Origin of the sequence: Shewanella sp. SR1 (assembly GCF_020447145.1) — a bacterium.
GTDB lineage: Bacteria > Pseudomonadota > Gammaproteobacteria > Enterobacterales > Shewanellaceae > Shewanella > Shewanella baltica.
Genome location: NZ_JAJAEF010000010.1, coordinates 24,776 through 40,008, shown reverse-complemented (window position 1 = coordinate 40,008; position 15,233 = coordinate 24,776). Strand labels below are relative to the sequence as shown.

Genomic DNA, 15,233 nt, shown 5'->3' with positions numbered 1-15,233 from the left:
ATCATGGCTAAAGCTAAAGGTAATCGTGAGAAGATCAAATTAGTTTCTACAGCTAAAACTGGTCACTTCTACACAACTGAAAAAAACAAGCGTAACATGCCTGAAAAAATGGAAATCAAAAAATTTGATCCAGTTATTCGTCAGCACGTTATCTACAAAGAAGCAAAAATCAAGTAACCCTTGGTTAGTGTTTCGAGAAAAGCCCCTTATTTAAGGGGCTTTTTTTTTGCGCTTTTTTTAGTAGTTAGTCATCAAGTTGAGATAATTGCCTCGCAAACTTAAGCCGCTGAATCATCCCCTGTGAAGTTAAAAAAGTGTGAACACTTGCTGAAAATATAAAATAGTGCGGTTCTAAGCACTTTAAATCATTAAAACTGCACTTTAGTGAGAATAAATTCTTTATATGTGAATTAAAATGCAATACCATACGCGAAAGTTAGCGATTCATTCCTGGCATGTCATCGTGACGCTGCCAGCTCAAAAATGAGGTGTAAATAACGCGTGCGTACCACTGAACTGGTTGATGGATTTCGTCACTCTGCCCCCTATGTTAATGCTCACAGAGGTAAAACTTTTGTGGTCATGCTGGGTGGTGAAGCTTTGGCTCAGAATCACTTCCGCGCCATCTTAAATGATGTCGCCCTGCTGCACAGTTTAGGGATTAAAGTGGTGTTGGTGTATGGCGCTAGGCCGCAGATTGATGCTGCATTAGCCGTCAATGGTATCGAACCTGCCTACCACGAAGGCGTGCGTATTACGGATGAAGACTCGCTCAAAGTGATCAAGCAAGTTGCGGGTGCACTGCAATTTGATATCACAGCGCGTTTATCCATGAGTTTAAGCAATACGCCGATGCAAGGTGCGCAAATTAACTTAGTGAGCGGCAACTTTGTGATTGCCCAGCCATTAGGCGTGGATAATGGCATCGATTTTTGCTTAAGCGGCAGAGTGCGTCGTATCGATGTGCAAGGCTTAAAACGTCAGTTAGATAATCACTGCATAGTGTTGATGGGGCCGATTGCGGCTTCTGTGACCGGTGAAAGCTTTAATTTAACCGCCGAGGAAATCGCGACCCAAGTGGCGATCAAGCTTAAAGCCGACAAGATGATCGGTTTTAGCTCTCAAAACGGTATTCTCGATCGCAATGGCGACGTGATTGCCGAATTGATGCCAAACGATGCGCAAAACATCATGAGCAAGCTGGCCGAGCAAGGTTCTGCCTGCGTAGGCACTATGGCTTTTTTGAAAGCCAGTATCGATGCTTGCCGTAATGGTGTGCCGCGTTGCCACTTAGTCAGCTACCTCGAAGATGGCGCTTTGCTGCAGGAACTGTTTTCTCGCGAAGGGATAGGCACGCAAATCGTGACTGAGAGTGCCGAGCGTTTACGCTGTGCGTCGATCGCTGATATTGGCGGTGTACTGAACCTTATTCGTCCATTGGAGGAACAAGGCATTCTGGTGCGTCGTAGCCGTGAGCAGCTTGAGATCGAAATCGAACAGTTCATGTTGATTGAACGCGATGGTTTAGTGATTGGTTGCGCCGCGCTCTATCCTTTTGAAGAGGATAATGCGGGCGAGTTTGCCTGTTTGGTGGTGCATCCCGATTATCGCGATGCCGACAGAGGCAGCTTGCTGCTAAAGAACATAATCAATCAGGCCAGAAACCGCGGCTATTCACGCTTGTTTGCGCTGACCACTCGCAGCATCCACTGGTTCCTTGAGCATGGTTTTGTGATTGAAGATGTTGAAGCGCTGCCACAGAAGAAAAAGCAGTTGTATAACTATCAACGTCGTTCAAAAATTCTCGCGCTCGATCTCTAAGCTGTTCTAAATCAATCCAATCAATGCCAGCCTAGTACTCATATTAGCGCTGGCATTTTTGTTGACATAATATGTCTTTGTTGGCAGATTAAGGCTTCACTGCACGGGAGATGCTGCCAATGAGTCCTCAATACTTCGAACTCGCCCCTTTCACCCAGACCTCTATCTTCAGTTTTATCGTCTTATTGCTCGGTTTAGCGGGTATCTTGCTGATGTTATGGCTAAAAAATATGCCTAAGATAGCGAAGTCGGCGAGTTTAGGCATATTGCTGGTGATGATGGGCGGATTTTCATGGGTTTTTTATCAATCCAATAGCGCCGAGTTAGTGTTAACCGATACTGAACTTACAGTGGATGTGCCCTTCTATAAAGTGCAGTTATCCCGCGCGGATTTATTGCCTGCCGAGGCGCGCATAGTCGATTTACAGCAAGAGGCAGATTTAACGCCGAGCTTTAAAACCAACGGCATAGGCATGCCAGGGTTTCAATTAGGCTGGTTTAATTTGCAGGGAAAAGGTAGAGCATTTCTGGCGATAACAGATAAATCGCAGTTAGTGTTAGTGCCAACGACTAAAGGCTACAGTTTATTACTGACAGTGCCGCAAGGGAGTGAATTTTTAGCACAGTTACAGAAGTCATCATCACTTCTGTAACTGTGTATCGGCGTGATAATAATCACGCCGCTTTGCGTTTATAGGCCATATCTAAGGTAAAAACGAGCAGCGCGCTCCAGATAAAGCCGAAGGTCACGCCTTTTTCTGCATCGAAGGGCTCATTGAACAGACTCACCGCGAGGATGAACATAATACTTGGGCCGATATATTGGAAAAATCCAAGCATAGACAATGGAATTCGTACCGCCGCCCCTGCAAAACAGAGTAAAGGAATAGTGGTCACTATTCCCGCTGCCATTAACATCAGATTCAGTTGCCAATCGTTGGTCAGCATGCTCGCTGTCGCTGTGTCTAAGGTCGCGACTAGGTAAATTAGCGCGACCGGTAATAACACTGCGGTTTCGACCAATAAGCCAGCCTTAGCATCCACATTTACCTTTTTTCGCAGCAGCGCATAGAAACCAAAGGTGCCCGCAAGTGCCAGTGAGACAATCGGAATAGAGCCAAAAGAGATTAATTGGATTAACACGCCAGCGCTGGCGAGTGCGACCGCAAACCATTGCAATTTACGTAACCTTTCGCCTAGAAATAACATGCCAAGCAAGACGTTGAGCAGAGGGTTGATGAAGTAACCTAGGCTTGCATCGAGCATGTGATCGTTATTCACCGCCCAGATAAATAGCAGCCAGTTTCCCGCGATCAGTATGGAAGTAATGGTGAGAACCATCAGCTGTTTAGGTTGTTTAAACAGTAAGCGTAAGCGTGAGAACCCGCCGATAAACTGCATGATGATCAGCATAAACACGAACGACCAAATCACCCTATGGAGCAAAATTTCGGTGGCGGAGACATGATTGAGTAATTTGAAATATAAAGGCGCAAAACCCCACATGCAGTAAGCACTGACGGCGAGTAGGATCCCTTTGCGGTATTCAAGATCTTGCATGAGACATCTTCGAAGGACAACAAGACGGCGATTGTAGGTGTGTCTGACCGCTGACTCAAGGGTATCGCCGCGTTCTTTTGGTTACAGAATATCTCGATAAGAAATTAAATAGCCGATTAAAGCCAGTAAACATCTTGCTAATCAAGATGTTTACTGGCTTTGATCTTTAATACGGTAAATGAGTTATCTGCGGTGAAACGGCTAGCCCACCATATAAGTGCCTGTCCCAAAAGCGATATGTGTGCCTTGCTCATTATGCAATTCCATGCGGCACACAGACACCCGATTGCCCGCACGGATCACGCTGCCCGTCCCGGTAAAGGTGAGGCCGCGTCCCGGCCGCAGATAATCGACGCGCATGTCAATAGTGCCTAGGGTTTGCAGGCGTTGCTGCAGCTCTTCGACCGTCCAATCATCACGACTGGCGACCAGTCCTGCAAAGGCCGTGAGTCCGCCAACCACATCGAGTACCGTGGCGGTCACACCGCCGTGGAGGATTTGCTGGTGGATATTGCCAATTAGCTCAGGCTTCATGTTGATCACGACTTCAACGCCATCAATGTCATAACGCTTGATATCGAGTCCGAGTAGATTATGGAAAGGGACATGTTGATCAAATACTGCTGCGACTCTTCTCAAAGCTTCGGCTTGGATTGGGCTGGTCATTATTGTGTCCTTGTCACTGAGTGACTGCATTAGGCGTAATTGGATTTGTTATCAACACTGAGATGAACAAAGTGCGGCTTAGAGCAATTAATCTACAGTGAAGCTCACCGCGAATGCAACTCTGTCGCTGAAATGAAAGTACTGTAACGAAATAACCTAGACGGATGATCTCATATTGACGCAAGACAGAGCGGTTTAGGCCTCTATACCCAAGTTAGCGCAACCTGTGAGTTTCAGAATGCCTTCGGCGCTCCGTCTCGGCGGGCTTTAAAGCACTTTACCCCGCGTTCGTTATTTTTGGCTTAGTCCACTAGGGGTTAAAATAGCTACAATCGTGGTGAATTGCCTCGTCTAAAGCGCTTTAAATTACCGTTGAATCCTGCATTTTGAACTAGTTTGGGTATAGAATAGGCCCCCTCACTTTTGACATAGAAGATCCATGGAAAAGCTCGTACTCGACACGCATGATGATCCGCTCTCGCAACGCCTCGCACAGGTGTTTGGTTACCGTGACTTTAGGGACGGTCAGCGGGAGGTGATAGAACGTGTCTGCGGCGGGCAAGATTGCTTAGTGATCATGCCAACGGGCGGCGGTAAGAGTCTGTGCTATCAACTCCCCGCGTTGCTGATGGATGGCATTACGATTGTCGTATCTCCATTGATTTCTTTGATGAAAGATCAAGTCGATAGCTTGTTGCAAACCGGTGTTGCGGCGGCTTATCTCAATTCTTCATTGCCGCGAGAGCAGAGCGCCGAAGTATTAAGGCAGCTGCGCCACGGTGAGTTAAAACTGCTTTATGTGTCACCAGAGCGCTTATTAAGCGCAGATTTTATTGAGCGAATGCAGTCGTTGCAGCTAGCGATGTTTGCCATCGACGAGGCGCACTGTATCAGTCAATGGGGTCATGATTTTCGCCCTGAATATGCGGCACTCGGTCAGCTAAAACAACTCTTCCCCTATGTGCCCATGATGGCGCTGACGGCAACGGCGGATCAGGCAACTCGGCAGAGTATTTGCGAGCGACTTGGGATTGACCCTTTCCGTTTACTCTCTAGTTTCGACAGGCCTAATATTCGCTACACAGTGGCGGAAAAGCTCAATGCTGCTAATCAGTTACGGCATTTTTTAACCCAGCAAAATGGCACCAACGGGATTATTTACTGTAGCAGTCGCCGCCGTGTCGACGAGGTTGCCGATCGTTTATGTCTGCAAGGTTTTAATGCTAAGGCCTATCATGCGGGAATGACGCAGGAAGACCGTGGCGCAGTGCAGGACAGTTTCCTTAAAGATCAAATCGATATCGTTGTCGCCACTGTGGCTTTCGGTATGGGGATCAATAAATCGAATGTGCGCTTTGTGGTGCATTACGATATCCCTAAAAGTATCGAAGCCTATTATCAGGAAACGGGCCGAGCGGGTCGCGACGGGCTCGATGCCGAGGCCTTTATGTTGTTTGATCCTGCCGATATTGGCCGGGTGCGACATTTAATTGAACAGTCTGAGCCCGGGTCGCAGCAGCAAGTCGAATTCCATAAACTTAATACTATGGCGGCGTTTGCTGAGGCGCAAACCTGCCGTCGCCAAGTGCTATTGCATTACTTTGATGAGAGCGCACTAGAGCCCTGTGGTAACTGCGATATTTGCCTCGATCCGCCTAAGCGTTATAACGGCACCGAAGATGCGCAAAAGGTGTTGTCATGTATTTTCCGTTTAGGCCAGCGTTTTGGTATTAATCACTTAATTGAAGTGTTGCGCGGCTCGAAAGGCGCCCCTATTGTTGACCGAGGCCATGATAAACTTACGACTTGGGGAATTGGCAAAGATAAGAGTCATGAGTATTGGTTGAGCGTGATCCGTCAGTTAATCCATTTGGGACTGGCGAGTCAAGATGTGACGCGAGGTTCATCTATAACCTTAAACCCATCGGCACGACCAGTACTCAAAGGTGAGGTGGCGTTAATGCTCGCCGAACCGCGTATTCAGTTAACGACCACAAAACGTAAGGTGAGCCAGTCTAAGGCGCCGCTGAATTACGACCGTAAGCTATTCGCGCGACTCAAGTTACTGCGAAGAACCATAGCTGAGCAGCAGGATGTGCCACCGTATTTAGTGTTTAACGACGCAACCCTCGCAGAAATGGCCGCCATGATGCCGACCAGTGCAGGGGAAATGCTCGCCGTTAACGGAGTGGGCGAGCGTAAACTGAGTCGTTTCGGCGACGCTTTTCTCGATGAAATCGCGGCTTATTTAGCGGGAGAATAATAGTTTGGATTATTCTCACTGATTTTAACCTTGCCCAATTGATTGATACTGGCGCGCTTAATTAAAGACTCTAACGTATCAAACTGTTGCATTGCCGCGATACCAATATTGACCTTGCTTGACCCCTGCCAAGGTTGAATACACGCCACTAATTGATTGACTACTTTCTTAGCACCAGCAGCAGAGGTGTGCGGTAGGATAATCACAATTTCATCCATTGAATATCGGATTAACTTATCTTGCTCTCGCAGTCTGTGTTGTAGCTCATCCTGCAGGGGCGGCAAGTCAACTTGCCGTATTTGACTCGCATTAAAAAGTAATAAAGACAGCGGATAATTACCTTGTTTGGCAATGTTTAAGGCCGATGTGACTTGTTGGAGCAGAGTTTCCGCAGGCTCCTCACCTTCGATACGGGGCGCGCGATTATTTTGCTTATCAATCAAATACCAAATAGCCCCGCCGAGTAACGTCATCGCAATTAAAAATAGTGTGCTATAGGCCCAGTCTAGATTTAACTCTTGGAGGATCGATGCCTTTTGTGGCGCAGGACTATTCTGATCCTGTTGCAAATCTTGTTGATTCAGGCGGGCTTTAAATTGCAATATCCGTGCAGTGTTCATCCCTTGATTGGCGAGTTCGGCAGCTCGATAGCGTTTGAGTAAGAAAGAATAGGCCTGCTTAAAATCTCCTTGCACTAAGTAGTGATCGCTCATGATCCCGTAAAATCCTTTGAGATCAGAATACTGCTTTAGATTTTCAGCTTGTTCAATGGCGTGATTCATTAGGATTAATGCGGCATCGTCTTGATGTTGGGCAAAGCGTATTTGTGCCAGCAGACGGGTCGAGCGCATCATAGCCAATTGCTGATTGTGCTTCTTGAAGGTATTGATGGCGATAGAAAGGTATTCTTCGGCTGTGTCGATGCGGCCTTTATCGAGCGCAATCGATGCCAAAATGGCATAGCTGTAGGCAAGCTCAAGTGGCGAACCGAGTTCAGGCAGTAGTGCTTTTGCTTGTTTTTCGAGTTTATCACTGTAATCGAACTCTTGATTATCGAGCGCTATTCTGGCCGCATTTCGTAGAATGATATGTAACACTTTGCCCTTGGCATCTGAGCTCTGTATTCCTAAGTTGGTGTAATACATGGCCTGAGGGAAATCATGGGTTGCGTAGAGTAAATTACCCATGGCCGCATAAATATAAGCCTGTGGTGGCCAAACCCAATTCTGGGTCTGAGTATGAATGTCTGGATAAATATCGATGGCCAGACGTAAATCTTCGATGGCAGAGGAAAAGTTATCGGTGTCGGTATCGAGCTGACCACGTAAACGCAAGGCATCGACTAAGGCTTGGGGTTGTTGATAGCGTCGCGCTAAGGTAATGGCTGAATCCAGCAAGGGCAGCGCATTCTGAATATTGTTGTAGTTGAGATTGGCGTCGGCCTGGCAAATCAAAAAGTAGGGGCGAACTTGATCGAGCTTAAGCTGCTTAGCATTGGCCTCGCCTAGCTGAGCTACGTTGATCGCGGCTTCGTTCTCACCCAGTTGCAGCAGATTTTGGCATTTCAATACACTCAATCTGAGTCGATTAATGTCAGAAGTGGCACTGGTTGTAAATTGTTTTTCTAAGGCAGTGATTTGAGTCAGGGCTTTACTGGGATATTGGTAGACGAGTTCTGTGAGCTCATCCAACTGGTCTATAGCACTCGCCCCAAAGGGGATCAGCCATAACAACAGGCTCAGTACCAAGACGCGAAAATCCATTTTGTGCTCCATAAAATGCGTAAGCTCTAATATCCGTAATCACTAAGGCGAGATTATAACTTTTCTTAATCGTTTTTTGCATAAAAAACTATTATTTTCTAAGGGGAATAAGTTAACACATCCCAGTGCTTTCTGAATCCAAACAGCGAGTTAATTCTGTGGAATCGATCACTTATTTGGGGATAGAACTCACAGTTATTGGCCTTAAGACAGGTCGAATGAGTGGAACATGAAAAAATTAGGGTTGACACTCTCGGCTAGGCAAGTTAAATATTAACCGTCCTAGATTATTTGAACAGAATAAATATTTAAATAAAATGAATAGAATTAGCAGCAAACTCGACCTCCTCCTCTCTCTCCTCGCGGTTTATACGCGGAGGTCTTAGTGTTGCACGCTCGATAAATAGGCAAAGCATTCACAAACCCCGCACCAATGTTGCGGGGTTTTTTGTATCTGAATACGGCAAAAGTTAAATAATGAACGGTGACGTTCCATGGAGAAGCGAGATGTCTAACAGAGTAATTATATTTGATACGACCTTACGTGATGGTGAGCAGGCGTTAGCCGCAAGCCTTTCGGTCAAAGAAAAGTTACAGATCGCCATGGCGCTGGAACGTCTAGGTGTTGATGTGATGGAAGTGGGTTTTCCTGTCTCATCACCCGGTGATTTTGAGTCGGTGCAAACCATAGCGCGCACCATCAAAAATAGCCGCGTTTGTGCGTTATCCCGTGCACTTGAAAAGGACATAGATGCTGCGGCGCAGGCCTTGTCTGTTGCTGATCAATTCCGTATCCATACGTTTATTTCGACATCGACGATTCATGTGGAAAGCAAGCTGAAGCGCTCGTTTGATCAAGTGTTAGAAATGGCGGTGGGCGCAGTGAAATACGCCCGTCGCTTTACCGACGATGTGGAGTTTTCCTGTGAGGATGCGGGGCGTACGCCAATCGACAATCTGTGTCGCATGGTGGAGGCCGCCATTCTTGCTGGCGCGCGTACCATTAACATTCCCGATACGGTCGGTTACACAGTGCCAAGCGAGTTTGGCACTATTATCCAAACCCTGTTTAACCGCGTGCCGAATATCGACCAAGCGGTGATCTCAGTGCATTGCCACGATGACTTAGGTTTGTCAGTGGCGAACTCGATAACCGCAGTGCAACACGGTGCACGTCAAATCGAATGTACGATCAATGGTATAGGTGAGCGTGCGGGTAACTGTTCATTGGAAGAGATCGCTATGATTTTAGCGACGCGTAAGGGCATGTTGGGTTTGGAAACGGGCATTAACGCCAAGGAAATCCACCGTACTTCTAATTTAGTCAGCCAGTTATGCAACATGCCTGTGCAGGCTAACAAAGCAATTGTCGGTGCCAATGCCTTTACCCATTCGTCGGGTATCCATCAGGATGGCATGTTAAAAGCGCAAAATACCTATGAAATCATGACGCCAGAAAGCATAGGTTTGAATCGCAATAACTTAAATATGACCTCGCGTTCTGGTCGCCATGTGATCAAGCATCGCATGGAGGAAATGGGTTATAGCGAGCACGATTACAATATGGATGCGCTGTACGAAGAGTTCCTAAAATTGGCAGATAAAAAGGGACAAGTATTTGATTATGATTTAGAAGCCTTAGCCTTTATGGAAGCACAGGCTGAAGAAGACAATCACTATCAATTGCAGCAATTAGTGGTGCAGTCTGACTCTACCGAAGGCGTTGCCACAGCTACCGTTCGTATTGAAGTGGGCGGTGAAATTAAAACCGAAGCCGCAACCGGTAATGGTCCCGTTGATGCCGCCTATAACGCCATTGCCCGTGCTACTGATCGTCGTATCGACATCATCAGCTACAAGTTAGGCGCTAAGGGCGTAGGCCAAAATGCCTTAGGTCAAGTGGACATTACCGCCGTTTACCACGAGCAAAACTTCCACGGTGTAGGTTTAGCGACCGATGTAGTGGAAGCTTCGGCGCGTGCTTTAGTGCATGTGATGAACTTAACGTGCCGCGCAGACAAGGTCGCCGATTACAAACAAAGCATGCAAAAGAATCGAGAGCTAGGCGGCGTCTAGTCGCTAAAAGCTTCCAAAAAATAGCAAGGTCGAGCATAAAGCATTCACATTTAAAGGAGTTGGCTGGCGTATGAGTTATCAAGTAGCAGTATTAGCAGGGGACGGGATCGGCCCAGAAGTGATGGCAGAGGCGCGTAAAGTGCTGCGTGAAGTGGAAGCGCGATTCGATTTAAATATCAAATATACGCAATACGATGTCGGCGGTATTGCCATCGATAACCACGGTTGCCCACTACCCGATGCCACGCTAAAAGGTTGTGAAGCGGCTGATGCGATTCTATTTGGTTCAGTCGGTGGCCCTAAGTGGGAAAAGTTACCGCCAAATGAACAACCTGAGCGCGGCGCGCTATTGCCTCTGCGTGGTCACTTCGAACTGTTTTGCAATCTGCGCCCAGCCAAACTGCACGATGGCCTAGAGCATATGTCACCGCTGCGTAGCGATATCTCTGCCCGTGGCTTTGATGTTTTATGTGTGCGTGAGTTAACCGGCGGCATTTATTTTGGTAAACCAAAGGGCCGCCAAGGTGAAGGCGAGAATGAAGAAGCCTTCGATACCATGCGCTATAGCCGCCGCGAAATTAGCCGTATCGCCCGCATCGCCTTTGAAGCCGCTCGTGGTCGCCGTAAAAAAGTAACCTCAGTGGATAAAGCCAACGTACTGGCTTGTTCAGTGTTGTGGCGCCAAGTGGTTGAAGAAGTGGCGGTTGATTTCCCCGATGTCGAGCTGGAACATATCTATATCGATAACGCGACCATGCAGCTGCTGCGTCGCCCCGATGAGTTCGATGTGATGTTATGTTCTAACCTGTTCGGTGACATTTTATCCGACGAAATCGCCATGTTAACCGGCTCTATGGGCTTGTTGTCATCGGCGAGCATGAACAGCAGTGGCTTTGGTTTGTTCGAACCAGCAGGTGGCAGTGCGCCGGATATCGCAGGTAAAGGGATAGCCAACCCAGTCGCGCAAATTCTGTCAGCAGCATTAATGTTGCGTCATAGCTTGAAACAAGAAGAAGCGGCGAGTGCGATTGAACGCGCCGTGAGTAAAGCCTTGAACTCTGGCTATTTAACCGGTGAGTTATTGAGCAGCGACAAGCGTAGTGAAGCGAAATCGACGGCAGAAATGGGTGACTTTATCGCCAATGCTATAAAGGAAGGTGTGTAATGACGAACGCAAAGACCTTGTACCAAAAAGTATGGGATGCACATATCGTTGCTTCTCCTGAAGGCGAAGCGCCGGTCATTTATGTTGACAGACATTTAGTCCATGAAGTGACGTCACCTCAAGCATTCAGCGGTTTGAAAGTCGCGGGCCGTAAGCTGCGCGCGCCGGAAAAAACCTTTGCCACTATGGATCATAATACTTCAACCCGCAGCGCCAGCTTAGATGCCCTAAGCCCGATGGCGCGCACTCAGGTGGAAACCCTAGCGCAAAACTGTAAAGACTTTGGCGTGCGCTTATATGATATTCATCATCCTAATCAAGGTATTGTGCATGTGATGGGCCCAGAGTTAGGCATTACCTTACCGGGAACTGTGATTGTGTGTGGCGATTCCCATACCGCCACCCACGGTGCTTTTGGTGCATTGGCGTTTGGGATTGGTACATCGGAAGTTGAGCACGTTCTAGCGACGCAAACCCTGCGTCAGTTAAAAGCTAAGACCATGAAGATTGAAGTGCGTGGCCATGTCACCGATGGCGTGACCGCCAAAGATATCGTCCTCGCTATTATTGGCAAAATCGGTATGGATGGTGGTACTGGCTACGTGGTGGAGTTCTGCGGTGAGGCGATCGAAGCCCTGTCGATGGAAGGCCGCATGACAGTGTGTAACATGGCGATTGAGATGGGGGCTAAGGCGGGCATGGTCGCGCCGGATCAAACCACTTTCGATTATTTAGCAGGCCGCGAGTTTGCGCCAAAGGGCGAAGATTGGGCAGAGGCTGTCGCTTACTGGAAAGCCATTAAAACCGATGACGGCGCGGTGTTTGATGCTGTCGTTGAGTTAGATGCCGCCGATATTGCACCGCAATTGACTTGGGGTACTAACCCTGGCCAAGTGGTGGCAATCGATGGCAAAGTACCAGATCCCATTAATGAAGCTAACCCAAGCACCCGAGCTAGTATGGAAAAGGCTTTAGAATACATTGGCCTGAGTGCGGGTACGCCGATGACAGACATCAGTATCAACAAGGTGTTTATCGGTTCTTGTACTAACTCACGGATTGAAGATTTACGCAGCGCCGCCGTACATGCCAAAGGCCGTAAAGTCGCGAGTGGCGTCACCGCGATTGTCGTTCCAGGTTCTGGCCAAGTGAAAGCACAAGCTGAAGCCGAAGGCTTAGATAAAATCTTTATCGAAGCGGGATTTGAGTGGCGTTTACCGGGTTGTTCTATGTGTTTAGCGATGAACGATGACAGATTAGAGGCGGGCGATCGCTGCGCCTCGACCAGTAATCGTAACTTCGAAGGTCGCCAAGGTCGCGGCAGTCGTACCCATTTGGTGAGTCCAGCAATGGCTGCAGCCGCTGCGGTGGCGGGGCATTTTGTCGATATTCGTAAACCTTACTAATTACCGTAAACCCAAGAGGAGAAGTTAATGCAACCTTTTACGACCCATACCGGGCTTGCGGTCATGATAGACAGCACCAATATCGATACGGATCAGATCATTCCGAAACAGTTTTTGTCTAAGGTGACGCGCGATGGTTTTGGCGTGCACTTATTCCACGACTGGCGTTATTTAGATGATGCGGGCGATCTGCCTAACCCTGAGTTTTCATTGAATCAAAGCCGCTATAAAGGCGCGTCGATTCTTTTGGCGCAGGAAAACTTTGGTTGTGGTTCAAGCCGCGAACATGCGCCTTGGGCGCTGGCAGACTTTGGTCTGCGTGCGATTATTGCGCCGAGTTTTGCTGACATTTTTTACGGTAACTCAATCAATAATGGCCTGTTACCTGTGGCGTTAACTCACGCGCAGGTGCGCCAATTAATGGATGAAGTGGCGGCAGAAGCAGGCGCACAAATAACTGTTGATCTCACAAGCTGCAAAGTGATTTCACCGTCGGGCGCCGAGTTTAGTTTTACGCTGGCAGAATCGGCAAGGCATAAGCTGCTAAACGGTTTAGATGCAATTGGGTTGACCTTGTCCCACGCTGCGCAAATCAGTCAGTACGAAACCCAAATCCAAGGTTGGCGCCGTTAGTTTTTCAGCGCACATTTGTACTGGTGTTGAGTCCATATTTAAGCGCCTAGGTTAACACCTAGGCGCTTTTGTTTTAAATCATCATCTACTCATGGTTTAACTAGTTGTATTTTAAGTGATAAATTTTTACTGCTGTTTGTGTGTCATAGGATTTTTGTATCGATAGTGATTTATGCTGAATTTGTTACATCTGAATGATTTACACGTGTTTCTGCGATTTTTAATTTTACTGTGTTGTTTATTATGGTTATTTTTTATTTCACCATATTGAGTTAATCAGCACTGCGAATAGTAACTGGGCGAATATAGGCTGAGTTTTGTTTAAATGGTGATATTGGTCACTAAATCTGTTTTAAAGTCATCGTTAGCTAGAGTTTTTGTCTGTTTTATCTCCTTTGGTTGCAAACATCTTCTGCATAAGTAAACTGCTTCGCATTCAATCTGGAGTGTTTGCTCTATTTTGCCTGAACGCCGCAGTACTCATTTAAGTAGTACAGATAACAATAATATTATTAGAGAATAACGATGCAAAAACGTCTTCTGACTTTGGCTGTCACTGCAGCCTTGTTAAGTTCAACGACTCAACTCCATGCCGCTGGTTTTCAATTAGCCGAATATTCTGCCACAGGCTTAGGCCGCGCCTTTGCCGGTGAAGCGGCTATGGCGGATAACGCTTCGGCTCAAGCACGTAATCCAGCCATGTTGACTTATCTCGAAGGTCGTCAGTTATCGACGGGTGGTATTTATGTCATGCCAAACGTCGATGTGACTGGCGATGTCAGCATTAGCTCGCCGTTAATTGGCCCAAATCCTAAAGTGATAGCTGGTGATGCATTGGATGTGGCCGATGACGCACTCGTACCAAACTTTTACTACTCAAATCAGTTAAATGATCAATGGACTTGGGGCCTAGCGGTAAATTCTAACTATGGTCTAGCCACTGAATTACCTGCGACTCACGCTGCGGCTATTTTTGGTAACAAGACTTCAGTTACAACCGTTGAGTTTAATCCAAACATCGCTTATCGCATCAATGATGCTGTTAGCGTCGGTGCTGGTGTACGTATCGTTTATGGTGAAGGCGAAATTGGTGCTTCATTACCCGGTTGGGTCGATGGCATCAAACCTGATCTGCCTGCTCCCGTGCAGGCTATGTTACCTCCTGGTGGCACTGAGCTGAAAAGCATGAAGGGTGATGATGTGGGTTACGGCTGGCAGTTAGGTGCAAGCTGGCAAATTAATCCGGCTCACCGCTTAGGTTTTGCGTATCACAGCGGCGTGCAATTGGACTTAGATGGTCATGCTTCTGGCGTCTTGTATACCGGCGGCCAAGATGTGTCTATCGAAGGGTATTTACCACTTGAATTACCCGCCTTTGCAGAAATTGCTTCCCATCATCAATTGACCGATAACTGGGCCATGCACGCGAGCGTGAACTGGACCGATTGGAGTGTATTTGATCAACTGGTGGCTTATTTCCCTGGTGACGTTAAACCTAAGGGAGATTTAGAGTCTGATTTAGTTAAAGAAGAACACTTTGAAGATAACTGGCGTTTCGCGCTGGGAACCACTTATCAAGTGAATAATGACTGGTTAGTGCGTGCCGGTGTTGCTTTAGACAAAACCGCAGCAAATGACGAGTGGCGCACAACCACAATTCCAGACTCTGACCGTCTGTGGTTCTCTGTCGGCGCTGGTTATCAGGCGACTAAGAATCTGAACCTTGATTTTGCGGTGACGTATATCAAAGCAACAGGTGATGCGCCAATCAACGAACAGCAAAATCTACTGGGCTTAGCGGTCGTTAACTTTAACGGTGAAGCGAGCGGCGATGTGTGGCTTGCGGGTATCCAGATGAGCTATAAGATGTAAGTTCTGCG

General features: G+C 47.4%; 12 protein-coding genes. 9 read left to right on the top strand and 3 right to left on the bottom strand.

The window, feature by feature from the left end; all coding sequences use genetic code 11:
- Positions 1–3: 3 nt before the first annotated feature.
- The 3 genes from rpmG to KV201_RS11270 all read left to right on the top strand — a co-directional run bounded on the left by rpmG (position 4) and on the right by KV201_RS11270 (position 2,474).
- Complete coding sequence (rpmG, locus tag KV201_RS11280; protein ID WP_006079871.1) at positions 4–177, top strand: 50S ribosomal protein L33; 174 nt, start codon at positions 4–6, stop codon at positions 175–177.
- Between the two features lie 324 nt (positions 178–501).
- On the top strand, positions 502–1,821 hold the full coding sequence (gene argA, locus KV201_RS11275; RefSeq protein ID WP_006079872.1) for an amino-acid N-acetyltransferase: 1,320 nt from the start codon (positions 502–504) through the stop codon (positions 1,819–1,821).
- A 119-nt stretch (positions 1,822–1,940) separates the two neighbouring features.
- Positions 1,941–2,474 (top strand): PH domain-containing protein, encoded by a 534-nt coding sequence (locus KV201_RS11270; protein ID WP_063885026.1) that lies wholly within the window; start codon positions 1,941–1,943, stop codon positions 2,472–2,474.
- A 22-nt stretch (positions 2,475–2,496) separates the two neighbouring features.
- Here KV201_RS11270 and rarD read toward each other — a convergent pair whose 3' ends face one another.
- Both rarD and KV201_RS11260 read right to left on the bottom strand, forming a co-directional pair.
- On the bottom strand, positions 2,497–3,381 hold the full coding sequence (rarD, locus tag KV201_RS11265; protein WP_006079874.1) for an EamA family transporter RarD: 885 nt from the start codon (positions 3,379–3,381) through the stop codon (positions 2,497–2,499).
- Positions 3,382–3,582: 201 nt separating this feature from the next.
- Positions 3,583–4,047, bottom strand: coding sequence for a thioesterase family protein (locus tag KV201_RS11260; RefSeq protein ID WP_006079875.1), 465 nt, complete (start codon positions 4,045–4,047; stop codon positions 3,583–3,585).
- A 439-nt stretch (positions 4,048–4,486) separates the two neighbouring features.
- On the opposite strand from KV201_RS11260, the gene recQ reads away from it, so the two are divergent.
- Positions 4,487–6,310 carry a DNA helicase RecQ gene (gene recQ / locus KV201_RS11255; protein ID WP_226059367.1) on the top strand — a complete coding sequence of 608 codons (1,824 nt, stop codon included), beginning with the start codon at positions 4,487–4,489 and terminating at the stop codon, positions 6,308–6,310.
- Here the strand turns inward: recQ and KV201_RS11250 are convergent.
- Positions 6,292–8,073, bottom strand: a complete 1,782-nt coding sequence (locus KV201_RS11250) for a diguanylate cyclase (protein ID WP_226059366.1) — start codon at positions 8,071–8,073, stop codon at positions 6,292–6,294. The two genes, recQ and KV201_RS11250, sit on opposite strands and share 19 nt — an antisense overlap.
- 507 nt (positions 8,074–8,580) lie before the next feature.
- Here KV201_RS11250 and leuA point away from each other — a divergent pair.
- The 5 genes from leuA to KV201_RS11225 all read left to right on the top strand — a co-directional run bounded on the left by leuA (position 8,581) and on the right by KV201_RS11225 (position 15,225).
- A complete protein-coding gene (gene leuA / locus KV201_RS11245; protein WP_226059365.1) occupies positions 8,581–10,149 on the top strand; it encodes a 2-isopropylmalate synthase in 1,569 nt (522 codons plus the stop codon).
- 70 nt (positions 10,150–10,219) lie between these two features.
- Complete coding sequence (gene leuB / locus KV201_RS11240) at positions 10,220–11,314, top strand: 3-isopropylmalate dehydrogenase (RefSeq protein ID WP_226059364.1); 1,095 nt, start codon at positions 10,220–10,222, stop codon at positions 11,312–11,314.
- Positions 11,314–12,720 carry a 3-isopropylmalate dehydratase large subunit gene (gene leuC, locus KV201_RS11235; protein WP_226059363.1) on the top strand — a complete coding sequence of 469 codons (1,407 nt, stop codon included), beginning with the start codon at positions 11,314–11,316 and terminating at the stop codon, positions 12,718–12,720. Before leuB ends, leuC begins: the two co-directional genes overlap by 1 nt.
- 27 nt (positions 12,721–12,747) lie before the next feature.
- A complete protein-coding gene (gene leuD, locus KV201_RS11230) occupies positions 12,748–13,353 on the top strand; it encodes a 3-isopropylmalate dehydratase small subunit (protein ID WP_071940395.1) in 606 nt (201 codons plus the stop codon).
- Positions 13,354–13,878: 525 nt separating this feature from the next.
- A complete protein-coding gene (locus KV201_RS11225; RefSeq protein WP_226059362.1) occupies positions 13,879–15,225 on the top strand; it encodes an outer membrane protein transport protein in 1,347 nt (448 codons plus the stop codon).
- The last annotated feature ends 8 nt before the right edge of the window (positions 15,226–15,233 follow it).